General features: G+C 54.1%; 10 protein-coding genes, 5 tRNA genes and 1 other RNA gene. 15 read left to right on the forward strand and 1 reads right to left on the reverse strand.

The genetic code is table 11. The features are described from left to right. The first annotated feature begins 5 nt into the window (after window positions 1-5). The 10 genes from FHN83_RS12620 to dppF all read left to right on the forward strand — a co-directional run bounded on the left by FHN83_RS12620 (window position 6) and on the right by dppF (window position 10771). Complete coding sequence (locus FHN83_RS12620) at window positions 6-710, forward strand: autotransporter domain-containing protein (RefSeq protein WP_139563968.1); 705 nt, start codon at window positions 6-8, stop codon at window positions 708-710. A gap of 205 nt (window positions 711-915) precedes the next feature. Continuing rightward, window positions 916-2118, forward strand: a complete 1203-nt coding sequence (locus FHN83_RS12625) for an MFS transporter (protein ID WP_139563969.1) — start codon at window positions 916-918, stop codon at window positions 2116-2118. A 266-nt stretch (window positions 2119-2384) separates the two neighbouring features. Next, window positions 2385-4076: a kdo(2)-lipid A phosphoethanolamine 7''-transferase gene (gene eptB, locus FHN83_RS12630; RefSeq protein ID WP_039031130.1), complete on the forward strand. Its 1692-nt coding sequence runs from the start codon at window positions 2385-2387 to the stop codon at window positions 4074-4076. Window positions 4077-4167: 91 nt separating this feature from the next. Beyond that, window positions 4168-4244, forward strand: a tRNA-Pro gene (locus FHN83_RS12635). Window positions 4245-4279: 35 nt separating this feature from the next. Continuing rightward, a non-coding RNA gene (locus FHN83_RS12640) (RtT sRNA) lies at window positions 4280-4411 on the forward strand. A 645-nt stretch (window positions 4412-5056) separates the two neighbouring features. Next, on the forward strand, window positions 5057-6664 hold the full coding sequence (gene dppA / locus FHN83_RS12645; protein ID WP_039031129.1) for a dipeptide ABC transporter periplasmic-binding protein DppA: 1608 nt from the start codon (window positions 5057-5059) through the stop codon (window positions 6662-6664). A gap of 177 nt (window positions 6665-6841) precedes the next feature. Then, window positions 6842-7861 carry a dipeptide ABC transporter permease DppB gene (dppB, locus tag FHN83_RS12655; RefSeq protein WP_039031128.1) on the forward strand — a complete coding sequence of 340 codons (1020 nt, stop codon included), beginning with the start codon at window positions 6842-6844 and terminating at the stop codon, window positions 7859-7861. A gap of 9 nt (window positions 7862-7870) precedes the next feature. Then, a complete protein-coding gene (gene dppC, locus FHN83_RS12660; protein ID WP_139563970.1) occupies window positions 7871-8767 on the forward strand; it encodes a dipeptide ABC transporter permease DppC in 897 nt (298 codons plus the stop codon). Window positions 8768-8777: 10 nt separating this feature from the next. Beyond that, window positions 8778-9761, forward strand: coding sequence for a dipeptide ABC transporter ATP-binding protein (dppD, locus tag FHN83_RS12665; protein WP_039031126.1), 984 nt, complete (start codon window positions 8778-8780; stop codon window positions 9759-9761). After that, window positions 9758-10771: a dipeptide ABC transporter ATP-binding subunit DppF gene (dppF, locus tag FHN83_RS12670; protein ID WP_139563971.1), complete on the forward strand. Its 1014-nt coding sequence runs from the start codon at window positions 9758-9760 to the stop codon at window positions 10769-10771. Before dppD ends, dppF begins: the two co-directional genes overlap by 4 nt. A 49-nt stretch (window positions 10772-10820) precedes the next feature. On the opposite strand, the gene coaA is transcribed toward dppF, so the two are convergent. Beyond that, a complete protein-coding gene (gene coaA / locus FHN83_RS12675) occupies window positions 10821-11771 on the reverse strand; it encodes a type I pantothenate kinase (protein WP_039031124.1) in 951 nt (316 codons plus the stop codon). A gap of 337 nt (window positions 11772-12108) precedes the next feature. Here coaA and FHN83_RS12680 point away from each other — a divergent pair. From FHN83_RS12680 to tuf, 5 genes are all read left to right on the forward strand, one after another. Next, a tRNA-Thr gene (locus tag FHN83_RS12680) sits at window positions 12109-12184 on the forward strand. 8 nt (window positions 12185-12192) lie between these two features. Continuing rightward, window positions 12193-12277, forward strand: a tRNA-Tyr gene (locus tag FHN83_RS12685). Between the two features lie 117 nt (window positions 12278-12394). Then, window positions 12395-12469: transfer RNA gene (locus tag FHN83_RS12690), tRNA-Gly, on the forward strand. A 6-nt stretch (window positions 12470-12475) separates the two neighbouring features. After that, a tRNA-Thr gene (locus FHN83_RS12695) sits at window positions 12476-12551 on the forward strand. Between the two features lie 118 nt (window positions 12552-12669). Beyond that, window positions 12670-13854, forward strand: a complete 1185-nt coding sequence (gene tuf, locus FHN83_RS12700; RefSeq protein ID WP_114316183.1) for an elongation factor Tu — start codon at window positions 12670-12672, stop codon at window positions 13852-13854. Window positions 13855-13993: the final 139 nt, after the last annotated feature.

Consider the following 13993-nt stretch of genomic DNA (forward strand, 5'->3'; position numbering starts at 1 on the left):
CTTTGATGATTATAAAAAAAATAAGTGGCCGCCATGCCGTTACCGGTCTGGTGAGTTTCCTCGCCTGTCTGCTGACAGGCAACACAGCAAACGCCTGGCAACAGGAATATATCGTTTCGGATACAAAAAGTAATACCACTGAGCGTTATACATGGGACGACGATCACCAACCGCGTTATGAGGACATTCTCAAAGAGCGGATCCTCTCTTCGCAGAATACGTCCGGTTTAGCGCTGAATTTACCAGATGCGTCGCCCGTGGAAGCGACCAGCTCCATGAGCGTGGGCTGGAGTATTCCCGTGGCCCGCCGTTTTACCACCGGACCGGTTGCCGCCTGGCACTATGACGGCTCCACGCCCAATATGTACAACGAGTTTGGCGATAGCGTGAACACGCAGTCGCTAATCGATCCGCTATGGCATGCCAGCGTCAGTACGCTCGGCTGGCGCGTTGATACGCGCGTGGGCGATCTGCGACCCTGGGCGCAAATCAGCTATAACCAGCAGTTCGGCGATAATCAGTGGAAAATGCAGTCCGGCCTGGGACGCCTGGCACCGTCCACGCAATATGGTAACTGGATGGATGTCACCGTCGGGGCCGACATGCTGATCAACCCGTATATGGCGGCCTATGCTTCCATGTCGCAGGCCGAAAATATGACCACCGGCGAAGATTATCTTTATACCCTCGGCGTTAGCGCCAGGTTCTGAATTGAGCGCATAAGTGACCTGTGCAGCACCGGAAGTTAGCCTTCTCCGGTGCGGTTCAGACGGGAGTCCAGGTCATTCATTCCTGATTTTCGGCATTTCATTCCACGCCCTCTGCATTTCATGCCGTTTTACCCCTGGTAAGTTGGGGTTTTAGTTATCGTTGTCAGCAGTGAATTTCCCTTTCTTCTGCTGCAGGACAACTGCCATGAACACATCATCTTACAACCGCACTCGCTGGCTGACCCTTATCGGCACCATCGTGACCCAGTTTGCGCTGGGTTCGGTCTACACCTGGAGCCTGTTTAACAGCGCGCTCTCCGATAAACTCGATGCACCGGTCAGCCAGGTGGCTTTCTCCTTTGGCTTGCTGAGCCTGGGCCTGGCGCTCTCCTCGTCCATTGCCGGTAAATTACAGGAGCGCTTCGGCGTTAAGCGCGTCACCATGGCCTCCGGGATTTTACTGGGGGTTGGCTTCTTCCTGATCGCGCACTCCAGCAATCTGATGATGCTGTGGCTGAGCGCCGGGGTGCTGGTAGGGCTGGCGGATGGCGCGGGCTATCTGTTAACCCTGTCGAACTGTGTGAAATGGTTCCCGGAACGTAAAGGGCTGATCTCCGCCTTTGCCATTGGTTCTTACGGTCTTGGCAGCCTGGGCTTCAAATTTATCGACAGCCATTTGCTCGCCACCGTCGGCCTTGAAAAGACCTTTATGATCTGGGGCGCCATCGTGCTGGTGATGATCCTGTTCGGTGCCACCCTGATGAAAGATGCCCCGCAGCAGGAAGTGAAATCCGTTAACGGTGTGGTCGAGAACGACTTTACGCTGGCCCAGTCAATGCGTAAGCCGCAGTACTGGATGCTGGCAGTGATGTTCCTGACCGCCTGCATGAGTGGTTTGTATGTGATTGGCGTGGCAAAAGATATCGCCCAGGGGATGGTAAAACTGGACGCGGCAACAGCGGCCAACGCGGTGACCATTATCTCTATCGCCAACCTTTCTGGCCGCCTGGTGCTGGGGATCCTGTCTGATAAAATTGCCCGAATCCGCGTCATTACTATCGGCCAGGTGGTTTCGCTGGTGGGGATGGCGGCACTGCTCTTCGCCCCGCTCAACGAAGTGACCTTCTTTGCGGCTATTGCCTGCGTCGCGTTTAACTTTGGCGGCACCATCACCGTCTTCCCGTCGCTGGTGAGTGAGTTCTTCGGCCTTAATAACCTGGCGAAAAACTACGGCGTTATTTATTTAGGCTTTGGTATCGGCAGTATTTGCGGTTCGCTTATTGCTTCGCTGTTCGGCGGCTTTTATGTGACCTTCTGCGTAATATTCGCCCTGCTTATCCTTTCCTTGGCGCTTTCCACCACCATTCGCCAACCGCAGCGCGAAATATTTAAACAAGCGCATGCCTGAGTAAATTCCCTCTAAGGGCCGGATATTCCGGCCTTTTTTTTTCGCTGCACTCCGTAAAAAACAGGCCGGTGGTATGTCATCGGACTTGTTTTTTTGTAAATATTTGCAGGGATCACATTCTCTGCTGCCACTTTTTCTTTTCCCTGTGGTCTACTTACCGCGCTTACAGACGTTTCCTATAACGTACTCCCAGGCAATGAAATATGTTGTTCACTTTTTAACCAAGAGTGAGACGGCTCTACATTATCTTTTTCCAGGTTGCATTAATGAAATATATCAAAGCGATGACGCAACAAAAGCTCAGCTTTTTGCTCGCGTTGTACATCGGTCTGTTTATGAATGGCGCGGTTTTTTTCCGTCGGTTTGACGGTTATGCGCAAGACTTTACCGCCTGGAAAGGAATCGCTGCGGTCGTTGAACTGGTTGCCACTGTGCTGGTCACCTTCTTTTTACTGCGTTTGCTGTCGCTGTTTGGCCGCCGGATATGGCGCGTTCTCGCCACGCTGGTGGTGCTGTGCTCGGCGGGTGCCAGCTATTACATGACTTTTATGAACGTGGTGATCGGCTACGGCATTATTGCCTCGGTGATGACCACGGATATTGACCTCTCGAAAGAGGTGGTCGGTATCCACTTTGTTCTCTGGCTGGTTTGCGTCAGCATCCTGCCGCTGCTGCTTATCTGGAACAACCGCTGCCGCTATACGCTGTTGCGCCAGCTGCGTACCCCAGGGCAGCGCATCAGAAGCGCCGCGGTGGTCGTCCTGGCGGGACTGATGGTCTGGGGACCTATCCGCCTGCTGGATTTACAGCAGAAGAACGTTGAACGTACCTCCGGCGTGGATATGCCGAGCTACGGCGGCGTGGTGGCGAACTCCTATCTGCCGTCCAACTGGATCTCCGCGCTGGGGTTATACGCCTGGGCGCAGGTGGACGAGTCGTCCGACAACAAATCGCTGATGAACCCGGCGAAGAAATTTACCTATCAGGCGCCTGCGGATATTGATGACACCTATGTGATCTTCATTATTGGTGAAACCACGCGCTGGGATCATATGGGTATGCTGGGCTATGAACGGGATACTACGCCGAAGCTGGCGCAGGAGAAAAACCTCGTCGCCTTCCGCGGTTACTCCTGCGATACCGCCACCAAGCTCTCGCTGCGCTGCATGTTCGTGCGTGAGGGTGGGGCAAGCGATAATCCACAGCGTACGTTGAAAGAGCAGAATGTCTTCGCGGTGCTGCGCCAGCTGGGCTTTAGCTCCGACCTCTACGCGATGCAAAGCGAGATGTGGTTCTACAGCAACACCATGGCCAACAACATCGCCTATCGTGAGCAGATTGGCGCTGAGCCGCGTAACCGCGGTAAGAGCGTGGACGATATGCTGCTGATCGACGAGATGCAGCGCTCCCTGCAGGGCAACCAGGACGGTAAGCATATGATCATCCTGCATACCAAAGGGTCGCACTTTAACTATACCCAGCGTTATCCGCGCAGCTTTGCGAAATGGACGCCGGAGTGTAAGGGTGTGGATAAAGACTGCAGCAAACAGCAGCTGATTAACTCCTATGACAACTCGGTGACCTATGTGGATCACTTTATCGACAGCGTGATTGACCAGGTGCGTGATAAGAAAGCCATTGTCTTCTACGCCGCCGATCACGGTGAGTCGATTAACGAGAAAGAGCACCTGCACGGTACGCCGCGCAAGATGGCGCCGCCGGAGCAGTTCCGCGTCCCGATGATGGTATGGATGTCTGACAAGTATCTGGAGAACCCGGAGAAAGCTAAAATGTTTGCCCACCTCAAAGAGCAGGCGGATATGAAAGTGGCGCGTCGTCATGTGGAGCTGTATGACACCATTCTCGGTTGCCTCGGTTATACCTCGCCAGACGGTGGGATTAACGAGAATAACAACTGGTGTAAAGTGCCGGACAGCGCTGCGAAAGCCGCGAAGTAACGGGCCTGGCGACTTTATAGCCGATCGAATGGCTTTTTCAGAATAAGGGATTGACGGGGTTGCAGCGTAGCAGTAAGATGCGCTCCGCATTCGGCGAGTAGCGCAGCTTGGTAGCGCAACTGGTTTGGGACCAGTGGGTCGGAGGTTCGAATCCTCTCTCGCCGACCACATTCGAAACCCCTGCTCTTTGAGCAGGGGTTTTTTGCATCTGAAGGTTATGAGGATGAGGACCTCCGGGGCAGGAGGTTCGACTCGAGCGAAGCGAGAGAACGTTGCTTCAGCAACGGCCCGAAGGGCGAGTCACGAAGTGACGAGTTATCCTCTCTCGCCGACCACATTCGAAAACCCCGCTTTTTGAGCGGGGTTTTTTGCATTTATCACCCGCAGAAATTACTTCCTCAAAAGACTTAATTCTCTTAATTAGCCAAAATACGCTTTACCTTAGTTTCACTCTGCCTGGTAACGATTATGTGACATATTCCATTGTATTTTTTTATATATGGAATGATCTTTTTTCGCGTTGCTTATACATAACCTCAGCATTTTCCCCTGTGCGTTTTAACGTTCACGGCATTTAGTGCGCAGATAATCGCCATTCTGTAAGAAAATTTACGCGGGTTGGATAAATGTTAATCACTGGTTGTAGGAGAATGCGCAGAGAGTTGTGCTGCATCATGGCGGGTAGCATAAATTTCCCTGCTGAAAATACGCCCCGGTAGTTTTTTTAATCTTTGTTTGCCGATTCTCACACTTAGCGTAAATCCCCGTCACCTGTATTGACGTTTTCACATTCTGTTGACAGATTGTAGGGCACGAGGGGCAATTCAGGGAGGATCTGCGCTGCAACTCAGTCGCTCTTCTGAAAGGAATCTCCATCCCTTATAACGCCTTAGGGCAGCACCGACCGGACCGGGTAAAAAATAAATTAAAGGTCAGGCGGAGTAACACAACAAAAAACATCACATTGGAGCAGAATAACAATGAGTATTTCCTTGAAGAAGTCAGGGATGCTGAAGCTTGGTCTGAGCCTGGTAGCCATGACTGTCGCAGCAAGCGTACAGGCAAAAACCCTGGTCTACTGTTCTGAAGGCTCGCCGGAAGGCTTTAACCCACAGCTCTTTACCTCTGGTACAACGTACGATGCAAGCTCTGTACCTATCTATAACCGTCTGGTTGAATTCAAAACCGGTACCACGGAAGTTATTCCGGGTCTGGCAGAGAAGTGGGAAGTCAGCGAAGACGGTAAAACCTATACCTTCCACCTGCGTCAGGGCGTGAAGTGGCAGGACAGCAAAGAATTCAAACCTACGCGCGATCTGAATGCAGACGACGTGGTGTTCTCCTTCGACCGCCAGAAAAATGCCCAGAACCCGTACCACAAAGTCTCCGGCGGCAGCTATGAGTACTTCGAAGGTATGGGTCTGCCGGATCTGATCAGCGAAATCAAAAAAGTGGACGACAAAACCGTTCAGTTCGTGCTGACCCGTCCGGAAGCGCCATTCCTGGCTGACCTGGCCATGGACTTCGCCTCTATTCTCTCTAAAGAGTATGCGGACAACATGCTGAAAGCCGGCACCCCGGAAAAAGTTGACCTGAACCCAATCGGTACCGGTCCGTTCCAGCTGTTGCAGTACCAGAAAGACTCCCGCATCCTGTACAAAGCGTTCGAAGGCTACTGGGGCACCAAGCCGCAGATCGACCGTCTGGTCTTCTCCATCACGCCTGACGCCTCCGTGCGTTACGCCAAGCTGCAGAAGAACGAATGCCAGGTTATGCCGTACCCGAACCCGGCAGACATCGCGCGCATGAAGCAGGACAAAAACATCAACCTGCTGGAGCAGGCGGGTCTGAACGTTGGCTATCTCTCCTTCAACACCGAGAAGAAACCGTTTGATGACGTGAAAGTGCGTCAGGCGCTGACCTACGCGGTGAACAAAGAAGCGATCATTAAAGCGGTTTACCAGGGCGCTGGCGTTGCTGCCAAGAACCTGATCCCACCAACCATGTGGGGCTACAACGACGACGTTAAGGATTACACCTATGACGTTGAGAAAGCGAAAGCGCTGCTGAAAGAAGCAGGCCAGGATAAAGGCTTCACCGTTGAGCTGTGGGCAATGCCAGTCCAGCGTCCATACAACCCGAACGCTCGCCGTATGGCCGAGATGGTTCAGGCTGACTGGGCTAAGATCGGCGTCCAGGCCAAGATCGTGACCTACGAGTGGGGCGAGTACCTGAAGCGTGCTAAAGCCGGTGAACACCAGGCTGTGATGATGGGCTGGACCGGTGACAACGGGGATCCGGATAACTTCTTCGCAACCCTGTTCAGCTGCGCCGCGGCGAAAGACGGTTCTAACTACTCTCGCTGGTGCTACAAGCCGTTTGAAGACCTGATTCAGCCGGCACGTGCTGCAGAAGATCACAACAAGCGTATCGAGCTGTACAAACAGGCTCAGGTTGTGATGCATGACCAGGCTCCGGCGCTGATCGTGGCTCACTCCACCGTATATGAGCCAGTGCGTAAAGAAGTTAAAGGCTACGTGGTTGACCCACTGGGTAAACACCACTTCGAAAACGTCTCTGTTGAATAATTAAAAGCAACGCCAGGCGGCGCTGCGCTTGCACTGGCCTACGGCATGTAGGCCGGGTAAGCGTAGCGCCACCCGGCAGCAGTGCTTTATTCCCTCTCTGAAAGGGGAGGGAATAAGATTTGTGAGCAATACAGACGTCACGCCTTCCGGCGAGCGTCATTAGAGAGAATCCGGGTTATGTTGCAGTTCATCCTCCGACGTCTGGGACTTGTTATCCCCACGTTTATCGGTATCACCCTTCTCACCTTCGCTTTTGTCCATATGATCCCCGGTGACCCGGTAATGATTATGGCGGGCGAGCGTGGCATTTCTCCTGAACGTCATGCACAGCTGTTGGCCGAACTGGGGCTGGATAAGCCGATGTGGCAGCAGTATCTCCACTATATCTGGGGTGTGATGCATGGTGATTTAGGTATCTCGCTGAAAAGCCGTCTTCCGGTGTGGGAAGAGTTCGTACCACGATTTAAAGCGACGCTGGAACTCGGTGTCTGCGCCATGATTTTTGCCGTCGCCGTGGGTATCCCGGTGGGCGTGCTGGCTGCAGTAAAACGTGGCTCTATCTTTGATCACACCGCCGTTGGCCTGGCGCTGACCGGTTACTCCATGCCTATCTTCTGGTGGGGCATGATGCTGATCATGCTGGTATCGGTGCAGTTGAACCTGACTCCGGTCTCAGGGCGCGTCAGCGATATGGTCTTCCTTGATGACACCAACCCGCTGACCGGCTTTATGCTGATCGACACGGCTATCTGGGGCGAAGAGGGCAACTTTATTGATGCGCTGGCGCACATGATCCTGCCTGCGATGGTGCTCGGGACAATCCCGCTGGCGGTTATCGTGCGTATGACCCGTTCGTCGATGCTGGAAGTGCTGGGCGAGGATTATATCCGTACTGCCCGCGCCAAAGGGCTGACCCGCATGCGCGTGATTATCGTCCATGCGCTGCGTAACGCCATGCTGCCGGTGGTAACGGTTATCGGCCTGCAGGTGGGTACGCTGCTGGCAGGGGCGATCCTGACCGAAACTATTTTCTCCTGGCCGGGCCTGGGTCGCTGGCTGATTGACGCACTGCAGCGCCGTGACTATCCGGTTGTGCAGGGCGGTGTGCTGCTGGTGGCGACGATGATTATCCTCGTTAACCTGCTGGTCGATTTGCTGTACGGCGTGGTGAACCCGCGTATTCGTCATAAGAAGTAAGGGGCCATCATGTCACAAGTTACTGCAAATAAAGCTGCACCGGTGCCAATGACGCCGCTGCAGGAGTTCTGGCACTACTTCAAGCGCAACAAAGGCGCAGTGGTGGGGCTGGTTTACGTTTCCATCATGATTTTGATTGCGGTGTTTGCGAACGTGCTGGCGCCGTATAACCCGGCGGATCAGTTCCGCGACGTGCTGCTGGCCCCGCCAGCCTGGCAGGAGGGTGGAACATTTGCCCACCTGCTGGGGACCGACGACGTGGGCCGCGACGTGCTCTCCCGTCTGATGTACGGTGCACGTTTGTCACTGCTGGTTGGCTGTCTGGTGGTGGTACTCTCGCTGATCCTCGGCGTGGTGCTGGGCCTGATCGCCGGTTACTTTGGCGGCCTGATTGATAACACCATTATGCGTGTTGTCGACATCATGCTGGCCCTGCCAAGCTTGCTGCTGGCGCTGGTGCTGGTGGCGATCTTCGGCCCGTCAATCGGCAACGCCGCGCTCGCCCTGACGTTCGTTGCGCTCCCACACTACGTGCGATTAACCCGTGCGGCGGTGCTGGTGGAAGTGAACCGCGACTACGTCACCGCGTCTCGCGTGGCGGGTGCCGGTGCGATGCGCCAGATGTTCGTCAACATTCTTCCTAACTGCCTTGCGCCGCTGATTGTCCAGGCGTCGCTCGGTTTCTCTAACGCCATTCTCGATATGGCCGCTCTTGGCTTCCTTGGCATGGGTGCGCAGCCGCCAACACCGGAGTGGGGCACCATGCTCTCCGACGTGTTGCAGTTCGCGCAAAGCGCCTGGTGGGTCGTGACCTTCCCGGGTCTGGCGATCCTGCTGACGGTGCTGGCATTTAACCTGATGGGTGATGGTCTGCGTGATGCACTTGATCCCAAACTGAAGCAGTAAGAGGCACGAGATGGCGTTATTAAATGTAGATAAATTATCGGTGCACTTCGGTGACGTAGGCTCCGAGTTTCGCGCCGTAGACCGTGTTAGCTACAGCGTAAATCAGGGTGAAGTGGTCGGCATTGTTGGTGAGTCTGGTTCCGGTAAGTCGGTGAGCTCATTGGCTATCATGGGACTGATTGATTTTCCCGGCCGCGTGATGGCGGAAAACCTGGAATTTAACGGGCAGGATCTGAAGCGCATTTCTGAAAAAGAGCGCCGCAATCTGGTCGGCGCCGAAGTGGCGATGATCTTCCAGGATCCGATGACCAGCCTTAATCCGTGCTACACCGTCGGCTTCCAGATCATGGAAGCGATCAAGGTGCATCAGGGCGGTAACAAGAAAACCCGTCGCCAGCGGGCGATCGACCTGCTGAACCAGGTGGGTATTCCTGACCCGGCCTCGCGTCTGGATGTCTATCCGCACCAGCTCTCCGGCGGGATGAGCCAGCGTGTGATGATCGCTATGGCGATCGCCTGCCGTCCAAAACTGCTGATTGCCGATGAACCGACAACCGCGCTGGACGTGACCATTCAGGCACAGATCATCGAGCTGCTGCTGGAGTTACAGCAGAAAGAGAACATGGCGCTGATCCTGATCACCCATGACCTGGCGTTAGTGGCCGAAGCGGCGCATAAGATCATCGTGATGTATGCCGGGCAGGTAGTGGAAACCGGCAGTTCGCACGATATCTTCCGCGCGCCGCGTCACCCCTATACCCAGGCGCTGCTGCGTGCCTTGCCGGAGTTTGCCCAGGATAAGGCGCGTCTGGCGTCACTGCCGGGCGTGGTACCGGGGAAATACGACCGCCCGACCGGCTGTCTGCTGAACCCGCGTTGCCCGTATGCCACGGACAAATGCCGCACCGATGAGCCGGATCTCTATACGCTCAGCGACGGTCGTCAGTCTAAATGTCACTACCCACTCGATGATGCCGGGAGGCCCACACTATGAGTACGCAAGAGGCCACCATGCAACAGCCGCTGTTGCAGGCTATCGATCTGAAAAAACACTATCCGGTGAAGAAGGGGATGTTTGCCCCTGAGCGCCTGGTGAAAGCGCTGGATGGCGTCTCCTTTACCCTCGAGCGCGGTAAAACGCTGGCGGTGGTGGGGGAGTCCGGCTGTGGGAAATCCACGCTGGGCCGTCTGCTGACCATGATTGAAACCCCGACTGGGGGCGAGCTTTACTATCAGGGGCAGGATCTGCTCAAGCACGATCCTAACGCGCAGAAACTGCGTCGCCAGAAAATCCAGATTGTGTTCCAGAACCCGTATGGTTCGCTGAACCCGCGTAAAAAGGTGGGGCAGATTCTGGAGGAGCCACTGCAGATCAACTCTACGCTGAGCAAAGAGCAGCGTCGCGAGAAGGCGCTGGCGATGATGGCCAAGGTGGGGCTCAAGACCGAGCACTACGATCGCTATCCGCATATGTTCTCCGGCGGCCAGCGTCAGCGTATCGCTATCGCCCGTGGTCTGATGCTCGACCCGGACGTGGTGATCGCCGATGAACCGGTCTCCGCGCTGGACGTTTCCGTCCGTGCGCAGGTGCTGAACCTGATGATGGATCTGCAGCAGGATTTAGGTCTGTCGTACGTCTTCATCTCTCACGACCTGTCGGTGGTGGAACACATTGCGGATGAAGTGATGGTGATGTATCTGGGCCGCTGCGTGGAGAAGGGAACCAAGGATCAGATCTTTAATAACCCGCGCCATCCGTATACGCAGGCGTTGCTCTCTGCGACGCCACGTCTGAACCCGGATGCACGTCTGGAGCGCATTAAGCTGACCGGCGAGCTGCCAAGCCCGCTTAATCCGCCGCCGGGTTGTGCCTTCAACGCCCGCTGCCGTCGTCGCTTTGGGCCGTGCACCCAGCTGCAACCGCAGTTAAAAGACTACGGCGGACAACTGGTAGCCTGCTTTGCGGTCGACCAGGACGAAAACGGGGAGAAGCCTCAGGCGTAAGTCATAAAAAAACCGGCGAATTCGCCGGTTTTTTATTGGATGCGCGACACTATTTTCGTAATCGGATCTGGTCGACAGCGTGTTTTTCACTTTTGGTGAGGATCAGGCTGGCGCGCTCACGCGTCGGGAGAATGTTCTCTTTCAGGTTCACGTAGTTGATCTCATTCCACAGTGCGGTCGCCACATTAACAGCCTCTTCTTTTGAGAGCTGGGCGTAGTTGTGGAAATAAGAGTCAGGATCGGTGAACGCCCCTTCGCGGAACTTCAGGAAGCGGTTGATGTACCAGTTTTGCAATAAGTCTTCCGGGGCATCGACATAAATAGAGAAGTCGACAAAGTCAGAGACAAAGACATGATGCGGGTCATGAGGGTAGTCCATCCCGCTTTGCAGAACATTTAACCCTTCCAGAATCAGAATGTCCGGCTGCACCACCGTTTTGTCCCCGTCCGGGATGCGGTCGTAGATCAGATGCGAATAGACCGGAGCCGTAACGTTCGGCGCGCCGGATTTCAAATCTGAAACGAATTTCACCAGACGATGCATATCATAAGAGAGCGGGAAGCCTTTCTTCTTCATCAGGCCGCGTTCTTTTAACACTTCGTTGGGGTGCAGGAAGCCGTCGGTGGTGATCAGCTCAACGCTGCGATGCTCCGGCCAACGGCTCAGCAGCGCCTGCAGCACGCGCGCGGTGGTGCTTTTACCCACGGCCACGCTGCCGGCGATACTGATGATATAAGGAATGCGCTGCCCATTAGTCCCGAGGAACTGCTCCAGGACGGCCTGTCGACGAAGGTTGGAACTGATATAGAAATTCAGCAAACGCGACAGAGGCAAATAAATTTCGGCGACTTCTTCAAGCGACAGGTCTTCGTTTATCCCTTTTAACCGTGCGATTTCGCCTTCCGTTAAGGTCATCGGGACGGAATCACGCAGAGCAGCCCACTGGCTGCGGCTAAACTGGAGATAAGGCGTCATTAACGTTTGCTCTTTTTTGCTCATAAGCATGCTTGAGTGAGGCGTCTCATCCCACAACAGAGGCTAGCCATGCGGGGTATGGCGCATCACATAATAGTTAATTTTGGACAATGGGCAGGAGGGTAACACCAGATGAGCCGAATAATAAGAAAAAATATGGCTCCATGTTACGTTAAGCGGGAATCGTCACAGACCGGGTTTGGGCCCCTTTCACGGCAGTATATGGTGAATATTTGCGCGTGCTTGCCTGAAAATACAGCGTTATTCTCTCTTCTCGCACAAAATGTGAGCGAAAGAACAATTTATGCAAATTTTTAGTTGCATGACTGCCCATGTCTCCATAGAATGCGCGCTACTTGATGCCGACTTAGCTCAGTAGGTAGAGCAACTGACTTGTAATCAGTAGGTCACCAGTTCGATTCCGGTAGTCGGCACCATCAAGTCCGGTGGGGTTCCCGAGCGGCCAAAGGGAGCAGACTGTAAATCTGCCGTCACAGACTTCGAAGGTTCGAATCCTTCCCCCACCACCACTTTCTGGCAGCGTTAACGCCGCCGGAGTTGGTTGAAAAAATTAACCAGCTCGAACTTAAAAAGAGAGAAATCTCTTTTTTTGTTACAGAAAGAACTGGGTAGCCGAGTTTCAGGATGCGGGCATCGTATAATGGCTATTACCTCAGCCTTCCAAGCTGATGATGCGGGTTCGATTCCCGCTGCCCGCTCCAATACGTGCTGATATGGCTCAGTTGGTAGAGCGCACCCTTGGTAAGGGTGAGGTCCCCAGTTCGACTCTGGGTATCAGCACCACTTCACTTCTCCCTCCCGTTTCTCTCTGTTTCAATTTAAATGTATTCAACAGTTCAGGCATTTCGCCTGGTTGATGTGGTGATATCACCGATTTATCCGTGTCTTAGAGGGACAATCGATGTCTAAAGAAAAGTTTGAACGTACAAAACCGCACGTTAACGTCGGTACTATCGGCCACGTTGACCATGGTAAAACAACGCTGACCGCTGCAATCACTACCGTTCTGGCAAAAACCTACGGTGGTTCTGCTCGTGCATTCGACCAGATCGATAACGCACCAGAAGAAAAAGCTCGTGGTATCACCATCAACACTTCCCACGTTGAATACGACACCCCGACTCGCCACTACGCACACGTAGACTGCCCGGGCCACGCCGACTATGTTAAAAACATGATCACCGGTGCTGCGCAGATGGACGGCGCGATCCTGGTTGTTGCTGCGACTGACGGCCCGATGCCTCAGACCCGTGAGCACATCCTGCTGGGTCGTCAGGTAGGCGTTCCTTTCATCATCGTGTTCCTGAACAAATGCGACATGGTTGATGACGAAGAGCTGCTGGAACTGGTAGAAATGGAAGTTCGTGAACTTCTGTCCCAGTACGACTTCCCGGGCGACGACACTCCAATCGTTCGTGGTTCTGCTCTGAAAGCGCTGGAAGGCGAAGCTGAGTGGGAAGAGAAAATCATCGAACTGGCTGGCTACCTGGATTCTTACATCCCGGAACCAGAGCGTGCGATTGACAAGCCATTCCTGCTGCCAATCGAAGACGTATTCTCCATCTCCGGTCGTGGTACCGTTGTTACCGGTCGTGTAGAGCGCGGTATCATCAAGGTTGGTGAAGAAGTTGAAATCGTTGGTATCAAAGAGACTGCGAAGTCTACCTGTACCGGCGTTGAAATGTTCCGCAAACTGCTGGACGAAGGCCGTGCCGGTGAGAACGTTGGTGTTCTGCTGCGTGGTATCAAACGTGAAGAAATCGAACGTGGTCAGGTTCTGGCTAAGCCAGGCTCAATCAAGCCACACACCAAGTTCGAATCTGAAGTGTACATTCTGTCCAAAGACGAAGGCGGCCGTCATACTCCGTTCTTCAAAGGCTACCGTCCACAGTTCTACTTCCGTACTACTGACGTGACCGGTACCATCGAACTGCCAGAAGGCGTTGAGATGGTAATGCCAGGCGACAACATCAAAATGGTTGTTACCCTGATCCACCCAATCGCGATGGACGACGGTCTGCGTTTCGCAATCCGTGAAGGTGGCCGTACCGTTGGCGCGGGCGTGGTTGCTAAAGTTCTCGGCTAATTGCTGATAACATTTGACGCAATGCGCATGAAAAGGGCATCATTTGATGCCCTTTTTGCACGCTTTCACATCAGAACCTGGCTCATCAGTGATTATTTTTGTCATAATCATTGCTGAGACAGGCTCTGCAGAGAGCGTA

The sequence above is a fragment of the Leclercia adecarboxylata genome (assembly GCF_006171285.1).
Lineage (GTDB): Bacteria > Pseudomonadota > Gammaproteobacteria > Enterobacterales > Enterobacteriaceae > Enterobacter > Enterobacter barmai.

Coding starts and splice junctions, on each gene's coding strand:
- dppD (WP_039031126.1), top strand. CDS start 8,778: ATGGCGTTATTAAATGTAGATAAATTATCGGTGCACTTCGGTGACGTA.
- tuf (WP_114316183.1), top strand. CDS start 12,670: ATGTCTAAAGAAAAGTTTGAACGTACAAAACCGCACGTTAACGTCGGT.
- dppC (WP_139563970.1), top strand. CDS start 7,871: ATGTCACAAGTTACTGCAAATAAAGCTGCACCGGTGCCAATGACGCCG.
- dppF (WP_139563971.1), top strand. CDS start 9,758: ATGAGTACGCAAGAGGCCACCATGCAACAGCCGCTGTTGCAGGCTATC.
- FHN83_RS12625 (WP_139563969.1), top strand. CDS start 916: ATGAACACATCATCTTACAACCGCACTCGCTGGCTGACCCTTATCGGC.
- coaA (WP_039031124.1), bottom strand. CDS start 11,771: ATGAGCAAAAAAGAGCAAACGTTAATGACGCCTTATCTCCAGTTTAGC.
- dppA (WP_039031129.1), top strand. CDS start 5,057: ATGAGTATTTCCTTGAAGAAGTCAGGGATGCTGAAGCTTGGTCTGAGC.
- eptB (WP_039031130.1), top strand. CDS start 2,385: ATGAAATATATCAAAGCGATGACGCAACAAAAGCTCAGCTTTTTGCTC.
- dppB (WP_039031128.1), top strand. CDS start 6,842: ATGTTGCAGTTCATCCTCCGACGTCTGGGACTTGTTATCCCCACGTTT.
- FHN83_RS12620 (WP_139563968.1), top strand. CDS start 6: ATGATTATAAAAAAAATAAGTGGCCGCCATGCCGTTACCGGTCTGGTG.